The sequence below is a fragment of the Hasllibacter sp. MH4015 genome, from assembly GCF_020177575.1.
Taxonomy (GTDB): Bacteria; Pseudomonadota; Alphaproteobacteria; order Rhodobacterales; family Rhodobacteraceae; genus Gymnodinialimonas.
Window position 1 is genome coordinate 3180712 of the sequence record NZ_JAHTBK010000001.1, and the last position, 15989, is coordinate 3196700.

The window sequence follows — 15989 nt, forward strand, 5'->3', positions numbered from 1 at the left end:
CCGCGCGAGGCCGATGTCGGACCACGACCTGTTCCACGTCGAGTTCGCCCCCCGGGGAACTGCGCGGGATGACGCAAACCCATCTTGTCGGCGCGGGCGCTCCCGGGGGCGGGGTCTATTTGTCTACACATGAGTGTTCCTTTACCGAGATGCTCGAACAATCGTCCGGCTTCGCCGACGGGTGCGGCCGGACCTGAATGAAAGATGTCAATTCAAACGGCCGTGTGATGGCCCCCACCAAATGACTTGAAAGGACCACATAGATGAAGAAGACATTTTCCCTGACCCTCGGCGTAATCGCCCTGACCGGCAACGTGGCACAGGCCGAAGGCTGGACCGTCACCGATTTCTCCTCCATCGCCGACAGGGCCACGTGCATGAATTACGCGGAGACGACGTTCAACACCTACCGCCAGCGCTTCGGCGGGGACGGGTTCACGGGGCGGTCCAACTGGACGATCGGCGGCTATGACCTGCGCGGCGAAGACGTGGACGGCCTGTTCATCTGCGCGGACGAAGGCGGGGCGGTTGCCCCCTTCCTCGTGGTCTACAATTACGACGACGACAGCGATTCCCGTGAAGCCATTGCCGACCGGCTTGGCGACATCTGGGACGAGGTTGTGGATGGCAACGGCGTGCCCGGCGGCGGCGCACCCGCCTCGGGCGGCCTGAAGTAAAGAATGTCCGCGACCCTCGTGATCCGGCAGGCCGGGGCGGCGGACGCGTCGGCCCTGTCGCAGCTTCTGCTGCCGGTCTTCCGCGCGGGTGACACCTATACGGTTGATCCCGATATCACGGCGGCGGACGCGGTGGCCTATTGGACCGCGCCCGGCAAGACCACATTCGTTGCGGAGCGGGGCAGCCAGACGCTTGGCACGTATTACGTCCGCGCCAATCAGGGCGGCGGCGGCGATCACGTCTGCAATTGCGGCTACATTACCGCCTCCGACGCGCGCGGGCAGGGCATCGCCCGGGCCATGTTGAGCCATTCGCTGGACCAGGCCCGCGCGATGGGGTTTCGCGCGATGCAATATAACTTCGTTGTCGCCACCAATACCCGTGCAGTCGCCACGTGGGAAAAGGCGGGGTTTGACATCGTCGGACGCCTTCCCGATGCATTCCATCACCCTGCCGATGGCTATGTCGACGCGCTCGTGATGTACCGCAGCCTCGTTTAGACGTCGGCTCGCCATGCAAAGGACCATCTGATGATCCGCACGCTTACGCTCCTCATCCTGATCTTCGGGCTTCCATTGCCACTCGCGGCGCAGGGCTCGGCCGTGCTGGAAATCGCCAGCCCCAGTGACACAAGGCTCGTCCAGCCGTCGGACATGGTGCGCGCGGAACCGGGCTTCGACCCATCCACGGGCCAGCCGCTTCTGACGTTGCAATTCGCACCCGCGATGGCGGCGTGGTTCGAGGCGGAAACGGCCGAGCATATCGGTGAGCGGATCGAGTTGCGTGTTTGCGGTGAGGTCGTGACCGCCCCCGTCGTCCGGGAAGTCATTCCCGGCGGAACGGTCGTTGTCACCGGCAGTTTCACGGCGCAGGAGACCGAGGCACTTGCCGCGCGCCTTTCGGGGGCTGCCCCCTGCGCCGACTGATATCCGCGTTTCCCTTCCCGTCGCCTTATGTCACATATCGGCCCGAAGGAGACCTATCATGGCCAACGATACGCCGCTGCTTGCCGTCCTGATCGACGCCGACAACACGTCCCACAAACACGCCCAGGCCATCTTCGAGGAGATTGCCCGTTTCGGCGAGGCGTCGGTGCGGCGGATCTACGGGGACTTCAGCTCAACCCACATGAAGGGTTGGTCCGGTGTGCAGGCAGAATACGGGATCGTGCCGTTTCACCAACCCGCCAACACGGTCGGCAAGAACGCCTCCGACATCGCGCTGGTGATCGACGCGATGGACGTGCTGCATTCGGGCCGGTTCGACGGCTTCGTTCTTGTTTCCTCCGACAGCGATTTCACACGGCTCGCCAGCCGCATTCGGGAACAGGGCCTCGACGTCTACGGCATCGGGCAGCAGAAAACGCCCGAGGCGTTTCGCAAAGCCTGCAAGCGGTTCATCTTCATCGAGAACATCATCCCCGAACAGCCCAAGGGCACGCCCGCCACCAAGTCGGAGCCGAAGAAAGAAACCGCCTCCCTCAACGAGGCGCGCGACCTGATCTTCCGCGCTATGGAAGCGATCGAACAGGACGATGATTGGTATTCCCTGGGCCAACTGGGCCAGTACATGACCGCCGCGAACCCGGATTTCGACACGCGCACCTATGGCAAACGCAAGTTGAGCGATCTGGTGGAAAGCCTGAAAATGCTGGAGGTCAAACGGGGGCAAGGCAATCAATTGCTGGTGCGCCGTCTGGATTGATGGACCTGTCGATCTGGCCAGCGACCGTTCACGACAAGCCCACACTTGCGCGCGCCTATGCCGACTACATGGCGGAGATCGTCCCTGGACAAAACCCGGCCAACTCCGCCCCGTATTTCAACGACTACTGGCAGGAACCCACGCGGCGCTTTCCTTACCTCTTCGGATACGACACGCCTGCGGGCTTTGCCTTCGTCCGAGATCCGGAGGAGCCGGACCTTGATTTCGAGATGGCGGAGTTCTGTGTCTATCCCGGCCACCGCCGCACCGGGCTTGGCACGCGCGTTCTGCCGTTGATCTTCGATGTGCATCCCGGTCGGTGGGAGCTTTGCATCCTCAGGACGAATGTTGCGGGTCTGGCCTTTTGGCCACCTGCGCTGACGAAAGCCCGCGTCCGCGACCTTCGGATGCGGGAAGATGAGACCTCCCGTGATTACAGGTTCAGTGTGCCCTAGCCCATCGCCGAGGGTGCGCGGCGATAGCGGGCGAGGAAGGTGCGCACGGCCTCATCCACGATGCGGTCCAACTCGTCCTCGGGCGGGTCGCGCTCGATCCCGAACATGACTTTCAGCATCAGATCCGTCCGGCAAAGCTGCGCCAATTGGTCGGCGGCAAGCAGCGGATCCTCGATATCCAGCACCGCCCGCGCCTTGTCGCTGCACAGGAACCCGGCAATCTTCTCACCCCAATGCTTGGGGCCGCTGTTATAGAAGGTCTCCCCCAATTCGGGGAACCTCTTGGCCTCCGCGACACAAACGCGGAACATGTCCTGCCCGAAATCGCTGAGAAAGAAGGTGATGAGCTTCTTGCAGATCACGCAGAGCTTTTCTTCCACACTCAGCCCCGTCTGCTCGAACAGCACCTCCACCTCCGACTGGGCATCGCATTCCTGTCGCAGCACTTCCAGGAACAGGTGCTGCTTGTCGGGGAAATAGCTGTAGAGCGTCGCCTTGGACACACCGGCGTCGCGGGCGATCTCGTCCACCGACGCGCCCTCGAACCCTTCGCGCATGAAAACGGCGCGCGCACCGGCGATGACCTGGTCGTATTTCCGACCTTTCTTGATCTGCGCTTCCGCGTTCATGTTTGGGCGTCTCACTCTTCCTGACACCTATTGTAAACTATTTAGTTTAGTTTCGGCAAGCTGGACGTTTGGTCAGGTCTGCCGCTGGACAGGGCGCGCGCCTTGGCGTAGCGCGGAGAGATGCTGGAGATCTTCCTCAAGACATTGCCGTTCTTCGCGCTGATCGCGTTGGGGTTCCAGGCCTGTCGAACCGGCTTTTTCACGTCCGAGGCGGCGGCCTATCTGACCAAGTTCGTGTTCTATTTCGCCCTGTCGGCGATGCTGTTCCGTTTCGCCGCGAACCTGTCCCTGTCAGAGATCTTCGACTGGCAATTCGTGGGTGCCTACCTTTCGGCCTGCATCGCGGTCTACATCCTGGCCACGGCCGTCGCCATGATCCGCAAACGCCCCGTGGCCGAAGCCGCGTTCGAGGCGCAATGCGCCATCATCGGCAATGTGGGCTTCCTGGGCATTCCGATGCTCGTGGTGCTTCTGGGGGAAGCCGCAGCAGGTCCGGTCATCCTGGTTCTGTCGGTGGACCTGATCGTATTCTCCAGTCTTATCGTGATCCTTGTCACCGGCAGCCGCGATGGCCGCATGTCCATTGGCGTCCTGCGGACGGTGGGGCTTGGCCTGTTGAAGAACCCGATGATCGTTTCCATCGTCCTGGGCCTTGCATGGTCCTATACCGGCCTTGCGGTCCCCGGTCCGGTCAATGAGTTCCTCGCGATTCTGGGCGCGGCCGCCACACCCGGCGCGCTGTTCGCGATCGGCGCATCGCTGGCGGGCAAGTCGGCGGAACGGATGTCGGTGGCGGGTTGGCTGACATTCTGCAAACTGGTTTTGCACCCCGCCGCCGTGGCCGTCGCCGCGCTCTACCTCTTCGACGTACCGGATTACGACGCGGCGGTGATGATCGCCGCGGCATCGCTGCCCGTGGCGGGCAACGTCTACATCCTTGCGCAGCACTACGGCGTGGCCCCGCAACGCGTCTCTGCCGCGATCCTGATTTCCACGGCTGTGTCCATTTTGACGGTTTCCGCCGTGATCGCCTGGCTCGCCCCGCTTTCCGGCACATGATTCTTGCGCCCTCGCCCAAGCCCGCGCTAGGCAAGGCAAAACACTGGGGGAGCATGCACAATGGAAACGATTTCCGAAAACAGGGCCTTCGGCGGCACACAAGGTGTCTATACCCATGCCTCCGACGCCACGGGAACTGACATGACCTTCGGCCTGTTCCTGCCGGAGGAGGCGCGCGATGGCCCCGTGCCGCTTCTTTGGTATCTGTCCGGCCTGACCTGCACCCATGAAAACGCCATGAACAAGGCGGGCGCGCAGGCCTGGGCGGCGGAGCAAGGCATCGCGCTGGTCTTCCCCGATACGTCGCCGCGGGGCGAGGGCGTGGCCGACGATCCGGCCTATGATCTGGGCCAGGGCGCGGGGTTCTACGTCAACGCCACGCAAGACCCCTGGGCGTCGCATTTCCGGATGTGGGACTACATCACCGAGGATTTGCCGGCCCTTATGTTCAAGGATTTCCCGCTCGACATGGAGCGGCAGGCCATCACCGGGCATTCCATGGGGGGGCACGGTGCGCTGACCATCGCCATGCGGCTGCCGGGGCGCTTTACCTCCGTCTCCGCCTTTGCGCCCATCTGCAACCCGACCGACAGCGATTGGGGCCGCAAACAGTTCTCCGCCTATCTCGGCGAGGATGAGGAGGCGTGGGCGCCCCATGACGCCACATTGTTGATGCATGCAGCGGGCTTCGACGGACCGATCCTGATCGACACCGGCACCAACGACCAATTCGGCGACCTGCTCAAGACCGAGGCGCTGGCCCATGCCGCCGCCGCCCGCCGCCAGCCGATGCAGCTTCGGATGCAGCCGGGATACGACCATTCCTATTTCTTCGTCTCCAGCTTCATGGAAGATCACGTCGCCTTCCACGCCGAAGCCCTCTACTCCGTCTGATGGGCATCGAAGCGGTCGTCTTCGACATCGGCAATGTGCTGATCGAGTGGCAGCCGGAGCGGCATTACGACCGGGTGATCGGCGCGGATCGTCGCCGTGCAATGTTCGACGCGGTCGATTTGCACGCGATGAACGACCGCGTGGACCGGGGTGAGAATTTCGAACGCGTGGTGCGGGAGACGGCGGCAGCCTACCCCGATTGGGCGGACGAGATCATGCGGTGGCACGACGATTGGCTTCACATGGCCTCCCCCACTATTCCGCATTCGGTTACGCTCCTGCGGGCCTTGCGCCGTCGCGGCGTTCCGGTGTTCGCGCTGTCGAATTTCGGGATCGAGACCTTTGAGATCGCCAAGCCCGTCTACCCGTTCCTGACAGAATTCGACCGCTCCTACATTTCCGGCCATATGGGCGTGACGAAGCCCGATGCGCAAATCTATGCCATGGTGGAGGCGGATTGCGGCCTAGAGCCCGGAACCCTCCTGTTCGCCGACGACCGCTTGGATAATATCGAGGCAGCCGCCGCGCGGGGCTGGCAGACGCATCTGTTCGACGGACCGCAAGGTTGGGCAGATCGGTTGACCCGCGAGGGCCTGTTGGATGAGGAGGACACGCGCCCATGATGTTCATCGGACCAGAGGCCGAGGAGAAGCTGGATTGGATCGCCTTGAGCGATGCGATCGAGGCCGGTCACAAGATGCCAAGGGCCGAAATCGGCGACACCTTCCTCTACCGCGGCGACGACACGCTGTTGAGCCGGGGCGCCTGGATCGACGGGCTGGGGCAATTGGTGAAGACCGCCACAATCTTTCCCGGCAATACGGAGCTTGGCAAACCGGCAATCAACGGCGGCGTATGCCTGTTCTCGGATAAGGACGGCACACTTGAGGCGATCATCGACTTTCACCTCCTGACGAAGTGGAAAACGGCGGGCGACAGCCTTCTGGCGGCGCGCAAGCTGGCGCGACCAGATGCGCAGAACATTCTTCTGATCGGTGCGGGCAATGTCGCCCGCTCCCTGAGGGAGGCTTACGCCGCCGCTTTCCCGAACGCGCGCTACTCCATCTGGAACCGTAGCCTTGTGAAAGCCGCGAAACTGGCCGGGGAGTTTTCGGACATGCACGTCGCCCGCGATCTGGAGGAGGCGGTGGCGGAGGCCGATATCATCGGCACCGGCACCATGACGACGCAGCCGATCCTGTCCGGCAAATGGCTTCGCCCCGGGCAGCACATCGACCTTGTCGGCGCGTACCGGCCCGACATGCGCGAAGCCGATGACGATTGCCTGCGCCGGTCGCGCGTCTTCGTGGACAGCCGGGCCACCACATTCGGCCATATCGGAGAGCTGAAGATCCCGCTGGAAGACGGGGTGTTTTTCGAATCCGACGTGGTGGCCGATTATTATGAGATGGAGTTGTTCGAGCGGCACTCCGACGATGAGATTACGCTCTGCAAGAATGGCGGCGGTGCACATCTGGACCTTATGGTGGCGCGCTATATCCTCGACGCAGTGCGGGCGCGTTAGGCCGCGACCTGCGCGCGCTGTCGCAGGGGCACTTCCTTGATCGGTAGATGCACGATGGCGCTGAGCGCGCCCACCGCGACCCCGACCCACCAGACCACGGTGTAATTGCCATAGATGTCGTACATGAAGCCCCCCAGCCAGACACCCACGAAGGACCCAAGCTGGTGGCTGAAAAACACGATACCGTACAGCGTCCCCATATAGCGCATGCCGTAGATGTAACCGACAAGGCCCGAGGTCAGGGGCACCGTCGCCAGCCAAAGCGAGCCCATCACGACCGAGAAGATGATGACCGAAAGCGGCGTGATCGGCAGCAGGATGAACACCGCCGCCGCGATGGTGCGCCCGACGTAGATCCATGCCAGCAGGTTCTTCTTGGAATAGGTCTTGCCCAAGTAGGATGCGTAAAGCGTGCCGCCAATATTGGCCAACCCGATCAATGCAATCGCCAATGCGCCCAGGGCGGAGGTTGTCGTGACCCCCATCGTGTGCAGCACGCCACCCGGCGCAATCGGGCCGCAATATTCGGTGATGAAGGCAGGAAAATGGGCGGTCACGAACGAAAGCTGATAGCCGCAGGAAAAGAACCCGATGAAGATCAGCGTGAAGGACGGGTCGCGGAACGCCTTGCCAAGGATCTGGCCCAAAGTCTCATCCAGCTCCGGCCCCTCCGGCTTCTCGGGCGCGCGCAGCAAAGGCAGGAAAATCATGGATGTGAAAATGATCCCCGCCATGATCAGGAACACGGTCTGCCACGCGAATGCGCTCAGCATTGCCTCAACCACCGGCGGCCCCACGACCTGCCCTGCCGATCCTGCCGCCGTCACGATGCCAAGGGTCAGCGACCGGTTTTCATCCGATGCGGCGCGCGCGACCATGGCGAGGATCACGCCGAAGCCGGTGCCCGCGATGCCGAAGCCCACAAGGACTTCCAGAAGCTGATGCTGTCCCGGCGTGATCGCGTAGGCCGACACGACAAGACCGATGACATAAAGCGCGACGCCTAGAACGATGGCCTTGCGGTCCCCGAATTTCTCGGCAATCGCGCCAAAGATCGGTTGGCCGATCCCCCAGGCGAGGTTCTGGATCGCGATGGCCATGGAGAACTCGGCCCGCAGCCAACCGAATTCATCGGCGATGGGGATCTGGAACAGGCCGAAACTGGAGCGCACGGCAAAGCTGATGAGGATGATGGCGCAACCGCCGATCAGGACCGGCGTCACTAGGTTGTCTTTCCGGTCCATCTCACCCTCGCGCTGCTTCGCCGTGAAGAATGTCCGAGCGTCGCGGGAGGGTCAAATCAGAGGTTCTGATCCGACGCATAACGAGGGCTGAACCGGTGCATTTTCCAGTGGCGGCACGGCGCGAAATCCCCTTACATCGCCCCGATGTCCCAACACCTGACCGCCCTATACGACACCCGCGTTTCCGAAGGCCTTCTGCGTCCGGACCCGGAGCAGCGCGCGGTCATGGAGCAGTTGGAACGGGTGCGCGAAAAGCTAGAAGCGCCGGACCGCACAGGATTTCTGGCACGATTCCGCAAGGCGGAGCCGACCGGCAAACTGGGCCTGTACCTGTGGGGCGGGGTCGGGCGCGGCAAATCCATGTTGATGGACATGTTTTTCCAACACACCTCGATCCCCGGCAAGCGGCGCGTGCATTTCCACGCCTTCATGCAGGAGGTTCAGGCCGCCCTGCACGAGGCGCGCAAAACCGGCGTGGACGATGCGATCAAACCGGTGGCCGAAAGTATCGCCCGCGATCTGAAACTGCTGTGTTTCGACGAGATGCAGATCACCGACATCGCCGACGCCATGATCGTGGGTCGCCTGTTCGAGCGTCTGTTCGAGGCGGGCGTGACGGTGGTCACGACGTCGAACCGCCATCCCCGCGACCTCTACAAGGACGGGCTGAACAGGCAGCTTTTCCTGCCCTTCATCGCATTGCTGGAGGAGCGGCTGGAGGTCCTTCAGCTCGACGCGATGACCGATTACCGGCAGGACAGGCTGGCGGGAGAACAGGTCTGGTTCACCCCCGCCGACGCCAGCGCGAAACGCGCCATCGACCTGATCTGGCGCGACCTGACCGGCGGCAAGGAAGAGGTTCTGACGCTAGAGGTGAAGGGCCGTGACGTGGTGATCCCGCGCTTCTGGGCCGGGCAGGCGCGGGTTCCGTTCGAGACGCTGTGCGGCCAACCCCTTGGCCCGGCGGATTACCTGGCCCTTGTCGGTGCGGTGAAGCTGCTTGTGCTGGAGGATATTCCGCGGATGAATCGCGACCGCGCCAACGAGGCGAAACGGTTTGTGACCCTGATCGACACGCTCTACGAAGGGCACGTCCGCCTTGTCGCCAGCGCCGAGGCCGCGCCAGAGGCGCTTTACACCGAGGGCACGGGCGCGTTCGAGTTCGAGCGGACGGCCAGCCGATTGCGAGAGATGCAGGGGGCGGATTGGGCCGCCTCCACCGACGAGCAAAGCTGACCGCGCCCACCTGTCACGCAAATGCGCGTGCGCTACGTCTTCCGCATGACCGACTTACCACCTATCGCCCTTTCCGTGCGCCAACCTTCTGCCTGGGCGATCATCCATGGCGGGAAGGAGGTGGAGAACCGATCCCTCGGGTCTATCCGTGCGGGCCGTATGGAGCCGGGTCGAATCGCGATCCATGCCGCAATCGGGATGAAGCAGGACGAATACGCATATCTTGTCTGGCGGTGGGCGAAGGATGGGGTCGCCACGCCGCGCCCCGACCTGCTGCCCCGCCGCGCGATCATAGGCTCGGTGGAGGTGGTGGAGATCATCACCGAAAGCGACAGCCCCTGGTTCGGAGGAGAGGCCGGTCTTCTCTTGCGCGACCCGGTGCCCTGCGATCCGATCCCGGCGGCAGGTGCGCTTGGGTATTTCGAGTGGCGGCAGGGCAGCGCCATTGCCGATCCCTTGCCATGGATGCGCGACTGGGGCGCGGCTGAGGGCGGAATGTTCGACGATCTGCCGGTTCAGTTCCGAGAAACACCGGTGAAACCCTTCGGCACAGGCAAAGGTCGCAAGACATAGCGTCCGTAGACCACGCCTAGAGCGTGTTGATCGCCCCCTGAACGGCGGCGAAATAGGCCCCGACATGGGCCCCGTCGGCAAGCGCGTGGTGAACCTCCAACGTCATTGGCATGGAAAACCGCGCGCCGACCTGCGTGATCTTCCCCCATCCGACGCGGGGAATACAATCCTCCGGCCCCGGCATCGCGTTGCTGAGCGACGTGTAATCAAGCCATGGCATGCACGACAGATAGGCCAGATCATCGCGCTCCCCGGAATTCGCGGCGAGGTCCGTTTTCTGCGCCGCCTCGTCAATCAGCGCCTTCGTCCGGGCATCGAACGTGGCGAAATCCGCGTGAAACGGCACGTAGGCATAGTTGAAACTGCCCGCCTTGGTCGGCACCGTCATCGACAGCTCCACCGCGTCATGGCGCACCACCCGATCGCCCCGAAACCGCATCAGCAATTCCGGCACCGCGTGAATCCCCGCGCCGATGGCGTAAAGGCTCGCCCGATAGGGGGAGGTCCCGGCAGGCTTGTGCCGCAGCATGAGGTCCGTCACGTCGATCCGCGACGTCACCGCGAAATGGGGACGCGTGTACGTGCGGAAGAATTGGAACTGCGCCGCGCGGGGCCAGGTGGCGAGATCGACGGGATGTTCCAAGTCAGCTCACCGGTACCGTCGTTTCGCAGATCAGCCGCACATCCATGGGCTGCGCGAAAAGCGGCGTATTGGGGTCGATCGAACTGTCCTCGACCCAGACATTGTCGACGCATACATCCTGCGCGTAATTCCCGCCGTTCCAGCCAAAGCCGCCCTCCGCCCCGCAATTGTTCACCCGCCCGTTCGCATTCCATTCCTGGTAGCTGTTCGCGGATCGGATGCCGCCCGTGGGAAACTGCAAATTCGTCGTATCGAACCGCAACAGCCACGACGTCTCCGGCGTCAGTTGATCAAGGCTCCAGGACCCGATGGCCACACCGTCGAGAAATCCGATGATCTGGAAATCGGTGACGTCGGCCTCGGTGATCAGGCCCGTATCCAGCAACGCATCGGGAAACGTGATCTGCCCTTCCATCGTGTAGCCGTTCGCGCCGACCCAGCAGAACTGGAATTGCGCGGCGTGGACGGGGTACGTGGCAAGCAGAGCCGCAAGGGCGGCGGGGATCAGGCGTGTCATGGGCGCAAATTGGAGTCTGCGCCGCGTGGGGTCAACCGGCGGATATCATGCCGTCGCCTTCACCCGTTGGTCTTGAGGATTTCGCCCGCAAGATAGAGGGAACCGCAGATCAGGACGCGCGCATTCGGGTCTGTTTCCGTGATGCGGGCCAAAGCCGTTTCCACGTCCAGCGCCGTTGTCGCGGACATCCCGACGGCACGCGCCGCCCTTGCCGTAGCCTCCGCCGCCAGGGTCGCGGCCTGACCGGGGATGGAAACGGCGATCAATTGCGTGGCATGGGGCGCCAGCGGCGCCATGTAGCCCGCGACGTCCTTGGTGTTGAGCATCCCGCAGATCATGTGGGTGGGACGATCTGGCAAGATACCCAGCGTCGCAGAAATCGCGCGGGCGGCATGGGGGTTGTGGCCCCCGTCCAGCCAGATTTCCGCCCCGGGATTTGCTTGGGTCAGCGGACCGTGGCGCAGGCGCTGCATCCGCGCGGGCCAAGTGGCGTTCGTCATCGCGGCGTCAGGGTCGCCGCGTCCCAAGGCCCGCAGGGCGGCGATGGCGATGCCCGCATTCTGGATCTGGTGCGGCCCGGCAAGGGCAGGCAGGGGCAGGTCCAGAAGCCCAGTCTCGTCCTGAAAGATCAGCCGTTCGCGTTCCGTCGTGACGTGCCAGTGCTGTCCATAGGCGAGGATCGGCGCGGACAAGCCACTGGCGCGGCGCTCGATCACCTCCAGCGCGGCGTCCTTCTGCGGACCGATGACGACCGGCACGCGCGGCTTGATGATCCCCGCCTTTTCACCCGCTATCGCCTCAATCGTATCGCCAAGGAACTGTTGATGGTCCAGATCGACGGGTGTGATCACACACAGGGCGGGCGCATCTATGACATTCGTTGCATCCAACCGTCCGCCGAGGCCGACCTCCAATAGCGTGTAGTCCGCGGGCACCTCGGAAAACGCCTGGAACGCCGCGGCGGTCGTAATCTCGAAATAGGTGATCGGATCTGGGCCGTTGGCCCGCAGGCACGTGTCTAACGTGCGCGATAGAGCCTGTTCGTCAATCAACTGACCGGCCACACGGATGCGCTCGTGGAACCGCGCCAGATGGGGGGATGTATAGGCGTGAACCGACAGGCCCGCCCCCTCCAGCCCCGCCCGGATCATGGCAAGGGTCGACCCTTTGCCGTTCGTTCCGGCGATATGGATAACGGGTGGGATGCGCGTTTCGGGATGATCCAATGCCGCGAGGACGCGCCACATGCGGTCCAGCGTGAGGTCGATGACCTTTGGGTGCAGGGTCATCAACCGTTCCAGCAGCGCGTCGGACGTGGCTTGGGTCATCGGAGCGGTCCTTCGCGGGGACGGGCCTGCAAGGCCGCGGACTTCTGTGGATCAGACGATACAGCGGTCAGGCACGATCCGGCTTGGCATCTGACGTCCCGGCATCCGCCGTCGTCGGAGCACCCGGTGTCTCCACGCCCGCAGCAGCGTCCGCCTGGTTGTCTTCCACGGCATCGGGCGCGGGCAGATCGCCCTTCACCGGCGGCGGCATCCCCATGAGCATCCGCGTGATAGTGACAAGCTCATCCTTCATCTCCCCACGCGGGGTGACGCGATCCAGCATGCCGTGATCCAGAAGGTATTCGGCGCGCTGGAACCCATCGGGCAGCTTTTCGCGGATCGTCTGCTCGATCACGCGGGGACCGGCGAAGCAGATCAGGGCATTCGGCTCGGCGATATGGACATCGCCAAGCATCGCATAGGACGCAGTGACGCCGCCCGTCGTGGGATGCGTCAGCACGACGATGTAGGGCAGGTTGGCCTCTTTCAGCATCTGGACCGCAACCGTCGTGCGCGGCATCTGCATCAGGCTCAGGATGCCTTCCTGCATACGCGCGCCGCCTGCGGCAGAGAAGAGGATCAGGGGCCGCTTGAGCTGCACCGCGCGCTCGGCCGCCGCGATGATCGCGTTGCCCACGAACATGCCCATCGACCCGCCCATGAAGCTGAAATCCTGCGCCGCCGCCACGATCGGCGTGCGCCCGATCTCGCCCTCGGCGACCAGCATCGCCTCGGCTTCACCGGTTTGGGAGCGGGCGGCTTTCATACGGTCGGGATACCGTTTCTGGTCCCGGAATTTCAGCGGATCGGCAAGCGGCTCTGGCACCGTGATCTCGGTGAAGATGCCGTTATCGAACAACGCCGTGAACCGATCGCGCGGCGTAATCGCCATGTGGTGCCCGCAATTGGTGCAAACGTTCAGGTTTTCGCTGAGCTCGCGGTGGAACAGCATCGTTCCGCATTCGTCGCACTTGGACCACAGGTTCTCGGGCGTCTCGCGGCGCGAGAAGATCGAGTTGATCCGGGGGCGGACGTAGTTGGTGATCCAGTTCATAGGCGCCTCGGCCACAGGGTGTAAGCTACACGCCCAGATATTGCCTGCCGCGGGGAATTGCAATTCGCGCTCTTTCGGGTCAATAAATGTATATACATGATTCGTGAGGGGGAATGGGCAATGAAGGTTCTTGTGGTCGGGGCGACCGGACATGTCGGCAGCCAAGCGGCGCAGTTCGCGCAAGAGGCGGGCCACACCGTCCGCGCGATGGTCCGCCGGGAAGGGACGACCTTCGACGCCCCCGGCATCGAGCCGGTCTTGGGTGATCTCGCAGATCGGGAGAGCCTACGCCGGGCGTTGCACGGCATTGAGGTGGTGGTGGCCACCGCCAACGCGATCATCCCCCAGGGCCGCACGCAGAGCATCCCGCAGATGGCAAGAGACGGCTACGGCGCCCTGATCGAAGAGGCGGAAGCGGCGGGCGTTCGGCACTTCATCCTGGCCTCGGTTCCCGCCCATCCGTTGGAACGCGCAGTCCCTGAGCTGGCCGCGAAACGCACCATCGAGGCGCTGCTGATGCGAAGCCGATTGGCCTATACGATCCTGCGTAATCCGGCGTTCACGGATGTCTGGTTGGTCATGGCCGGGGCCGGGCAAGCGGCAGGCCGCAACCCATTCGCGACCACGGGGCGCAGTTTCGGGTTCGTGCGCCTCTGGCAGGCGCTGACGGGAAACCTTGTGCAGCGCAGGGGTGTGATGCTCGCCCCCGGCGGCGCAGGCCATGGCGCACCCTTCATCACGACGCAAGATGTGGCGCGGATGCTGGTGGGTGTGATCGGCAAGCAGAAGGCGTTCAACCGGGTGATCGAAGCCGGTGGCCCGGAATGGCTGACATGGCGCGACGTGGCTGATCTGCTCTCGCGGAAAACCGGGCGTCGGGTGCGGATTGTCGCGATGCCAAGCTGGCTTGCGGCCACCGCGCAGCTGCTGGTGCGTCCGTTTTCAGCCCCTGCCGGGAACGTCCTTGGCCTCGTGCGCTTTGTCGCCACCCATCAACCCCGCTGGGACGCACCAACCATGGTGGAAGAATTCGACCTTCCCCCGCAGGTGACCGTCGCGCAATATCTCGATACCCATTGGAGCGAGACGTGAGCGAGCTGAACGACATCGTGGCAGAGGTGGCCACCTCCTGCCGCGCCACCCATGCGCGGATGCAAGCGCGCCGATTAAGCCGGACATATGACGCGGCCCTCGCGAAACATGGCATCCGCTCCACCGAGTTCGCAGTGCTGGTGGCGGTGGGTCGGCTGGAGAACGGACGCATGGGGGACGTGGCCGGGCTGCTTGAACTGGAGCAATCCTCCCTCAGCAGGGCGGCGGCGTCGCTGCATCGCAAGGGACTGATCGACATCGCGGTCATCGGACATCGCACCCGCCATCTGTCGCTGTCGGAAGCGGGCGCGAACCTGATCGTGGCGGCCTATCCGGATTGGGCGGACGCGCAGGCTACCACCGCTTGACGGCCAGCCGGATAAGGACCCAGGTCGCCACGGTCGTCCCCATATCCAGGAAGATCAGAGGACGGATCGCTTCATCGGAGGCCGAGATATCCGCCGTGTAAAGCGCCAGACCCGACAGCGGCCCATCAAGCGCCACGATCAAGATCGCGACCACATTGTTGGCAAAGTGGAACCCCCACGCCGCGCCAAGCGACCCGGTCACGGCGGTCAGGTCGGCGGCAAGTAGCCCGAAAAGCCCCGCCGCCAGCACAATATAGATGGCGTTGTCGCCCATGACCTCCGGCTGATAATGCAGGACCGCGAAAAGGACCGAGGGCAGGACCATCCACAGGATCGGGGACCGGAACCGTGCGGCCAACTGCTGTTGGAGATAGCCGCGAAACAGGATCTCCTCCGCCCCGGTCTGCAACAAGATACCGACCAGCGCGAGGGGCAGGAACGACAGCCAAAGGCTGCGTTCGAGATTGGGGCTGATCGTGACGTCATTTGGAAACAGGAATGACAGGCTGTAGGCCAGCGCGCAGACCACCATCGCGATCAGAAAATGCCGAGCCGTCCGCGGCATCGCCCCGAACAGCGTCGCGGGCGACCGGTCGTGGAACGCGGAGACGGCAACCATCGGCCCGACGGCCATGCCGATGAACGTGGCCAGAACCAGCAACGTTCCCGTCGGTCCGGTGGCGTTTATCATCTCCGCCATCCAGCGCTCCGCGCCATCGGGCCCGGCCGCCACGAAAATCCCCCCGAAGACAACGGCAATGCCCAAGGCGTAGACGGCGGCAACCATGATCAGGCCGATGATGATCCGCCAGATCTGGGGCCGCGCGCGAGCGGGCGCGACGAAGGGGTCATGGGCTGTGTACTGCATCGCTCTGCCTTGTTGGATCGGCGGTTGAGCGCAGCTTAGTGCGGGTGCGCCAAGCCTTCAATCGCGGTTCTCGGGGGAATTCGCAGCCAGCGCGTAACATTCTGGCGAGGATAGATTATATT

Annotated in this window: 20 protein-coding genes; 13 read left to right on the forward strand and 7 right to left on the reverse strand. The window is 63.5% G+C overall.

What is annotated here, in order from left to right; translation table 11 throughout:
* Window positions 1–263: 263 nt before the first annotated feature.
* The 5 genes from KUW62_RS16280 to KUW62_RS16300 are packed head-to-tail and all read left to right on the forward strand — an operon-like array spanning window position 264 to window position 2837.
* Window positions 264–677 carry a hypothetical protein gene (locus KUW62_RS16280; RefSeq protein ID WP_224816516.1) on the forward strand — a complete coding sequence of 138 codons (414 nt, stop codon included), beginning with the start codon at window positions 264–266 and terminating at the stop codon, window positions 675–677.
* Window positions 678–680: 3 nt separating this feature from the next.
* Window positions 681–1178, forward strand: coding sequence for a GNAT family N-acetyltransferase (locus tag KUW62_RS16285; protein WP_224816517.1), 498 nt, complete (start codon window positions 681–683; stop codon window positions 1176–1178).
* A gap of 30 nt (window positions 1179–1208) precedes the next feature.
* The gene (locus KUW62_RS16290; protein WP_224816518.1) at window positions 1209–1604 is read left to right on the forward strand and encodes a hypothetical protein; all 396 of its coding nucleotides are present in this window, start codon (window positions 1209–1211) and stop codon (window positions 1602–1604) included.
* Between the two features lie 58 nt (window positions 1605–1662).
* A complete protein-coding gene (locus tag KUW62_RS16295; RefSeq protein ID WP_224816519.1) occupies window positions 1663–2382 on the forward strand; it encodes an NYN domain-containing protein in 720 nt (239 codons plus the stop codon).
* A complete protein-coding gene (locus tag KUW62_RS16300) occupies window positions 2382–2837 on the forward strand; it encodes a hypothetical protein (RefSeq protein WP_224816520.1) in 456 nt (151 codons plus the stop codon). The genes KUW62_RS16295 and KUW62_RS16300 overlap by 1 nt, the downstream gene beginning before the upstream one ends.
* On the opposite strand, the gene KUW62_RS16305 is transcribed toward KUW62_RS16300, so the two are convergent.
* Window positions 2834–3466 carry a TetR/AcrR family transcriptional regulator gene (locus KUW62_RS16305; RefSeq protein ID WP_224816521.1) on the reverse strand — a complete coding sequence of 211 codons (633 nt, stop codon included), beginning with the start codon at window positions 3464–3466 and terminating at the stop codon, window positions 2834–2836. The two genes, KUW62_RS16300 and KUW62_RS16305, sit on opposite strands and share 4 nt — an antisense overlap.
* Window positions 3467–3586: 120 nt before the next feature.
* Here KUW62_RS16305 and KUW62_RS16310 point away from each other — a divergent pair, with 120 nt between their 5' ends.
* From KUW62_RS16310 to KUW62_RS16325, 4 genes are read left to right on the forward strand one after another with little or no spacing between them, the layout of a single operon-like run.
* Window positions 3587–4525, forward strand: a complete 939-nt coding sequence (locus tag KUW62_RS16310; RefSeq protein ID WP_224816522.1) for an AEC family transporter — start codon at window positions 3587–3589, stop codon at window positions 4523–4525.
* A 60-nt stretch (window positions 4526–4585) separates the two neighbouring features.
* A complete protein-coding gene (gene fghA, locus KUW62_RS16315) occupies window positions 4586–5419 on the forward strand; it encodes an S-formylglutathione hydrolase (protein ID WP_224816523.1) in 834 nt (277 codons plus the stop codon).
* Window positions 5419–6042: an HAD family phosphatase gene (locus KUW62_RS16320; RefSeq protein WP_224816524.1), complete on the forward strand. Its 624-nt coding sequence runs from the start codon at window positions 5419–5421 to the stop codon at window positions 6040–6042. The genes fghA and KUW62_RS16320 overlap by 1 nt, the downstream gene beginning before the upstream one ends.
* The gene (locus KUW62_RS16325; protein ID WP_224816525.1) at window positions 6039–6944 is read left to right on the forward strand and encodes an ornithine cyclodeaminase family protein; all 906 of its coding nucleotides are present in this window, start codon (window positions 6039–6041) and stop codon (window positions 6942–6944) included. The genes KUW62_RS16320 and KUW62_RS16325 overlap by 4 nt, the downstream gene beginning before the upstream one ends.
* Here the strand turns inward: KUW62_RS16325 and KUW62_RS16330 are convergent.
* Window positions 6941–8188: an MFS transporter gene (locus KUW62_RS16330; protein ID WP_224816526.1), complete on the reverse strand. Its 1248-nt coding sequence runs from the start codon at window positions 8186–8188 to the stop codon at window positions 6941–6943. The two genes, KUW62_RS16325 and KUW62_RS16330, sit on opposite strands and share 4 nt — an antisense overlap.
* Before the next feature lie 144 nt (window positions 8189–8332).
* Between KUW62_RS16330 and zapE the strand changes: the two genes are divergently transcribed.
* Both zapE and KUW62_RS16340 read left to right on the forward strand, forming a co-directional pair.
* Window positions 8333–9424, forward strand: coding sequence for a cell division protein ZapE (gene zapE, locus KUW62_RS16335; protein WP_224816527.1), 1092 nt, complete (start codon window positions 8333–8335; stop codon window positions 9422–9424).
* A 75-nt stretch (window positions 9425–9499) separates the two neighbouring features.
* Complete coding sequence (locus KUW62_RS16340) at window positions 9500–9997, forward strand: hypothetical protein (protein WP_224816528.1); 498 nt, start codon at window positions 9500–9502, stop codon at window positions 9995–9997.
* A gap of 16 nt (window positions 9998–10013) precedes the next feature.
* Here the strand turns inward: KUW62_RS16340 and KUW62_RS16345 are convergent, their stop codons facing one another.
* The 4 genes from KUW62_RS16345 to accD all read right to left on the reverse strand — a co-directional run bounded on the left by KUW62_RS16345 (window position 10014) and on the right by accD (window position 13539).
* The gene (locus KUW62_RS16345) at window positions 10014–10640 is read right to left on the reverse strand and encodes a chloramphenicol acetyltransferase (RefSeq protein WP_224816529.1); all 627 of its coding nucleotides are present in this window, start codon (window positions 10638–10640) and stop codon (window positions 10014–10016) included.
* Between the two features lies 1 nt (window position 10641).
* The gene (locus tag KUW62_RS16350) at window positions 10642–11157 is read right to left on the reverse strand and encodes a hypothetical protein (RefSeq protein WP_224816530.1); all 516 of its coding nucleotides are present in this window, start codon (window positions 11155–11157) and stop codon (window positions 10642–10644) included.
* Between the two features lie 59 nt (window positions 11158–11216).
* Window positions 11217–12485: a folylpolyglutamate synthase/dihydrofolate synthase family protein gene (locus tag KUW62_RS16355; protein WP_224816531.1), complete on the reverse strand. Its 1269-nt coding sequence runs from the start codon at window positions 12483–12485 to the stop codon at window positions 11217–11219.
* A gap of 67 nt (window positions 12486–12552) precedes the next feature.
* Window positions 12553–13539: an acetyl-CoA carboxylase, carboxyltransferase subunit beta gene (gene accD / locus KUW62_RS16360; protein WP_224816532.1), complete on the reverse strand. Its 987-nt coding sequence runs from the start codon at window positions 13537–13539 to the stop codon at window positions 12553–12555.
* A gap of 120 nt (window positions 13540–13659) precedes the next feature.
* On the opposite strand from accD, the gene KUW62_RS16365 reads away from it, so the two are divergent.
* Window positions 13660–14631, forward strand: a complete 972-nt coding sequence (locus KUW62_RS16365) for an SDR family oxidoreductase (protein ID WP_224816533.1) — start codon at window positions 13660–13662, stop codon at window positions 14629–14631.
* Window positions 14628–14999, forward strand: coding sequence for a MarR family winged helix-turn-helix transcriptional regulator (locus KUW62_RS16370; protein WP_224816534.1), 372 nt, complete (start codon window positions 14628–14630; stop codon window positions 14997–14999). Before KUW62_RS16365 ends, KUW62_RS16370 begins: the two co-directional genes overlap by 4 nt.
* On the opposite strand, the gene KUW62_RS16375 is transcribed toward KUW62_RS16370, so the two are convergent.
* Window positions 14986–15867: a CPBP family intramembrane glutamic endopeptidase gene (locus KUW62_RS16375; protein WP_224816535.1), complete on the reverse strand. Its 882-nt coding sequence runs from the start codon at window positions 15865–15867 to the stop codon at window positions 14986–14988. The genes KUW62_RS16370 and KUW62_RS16375 overlap by 14 nt on opposite strands.
* Window positions 15868–15989: the final 122 nt, after the last annotated feature.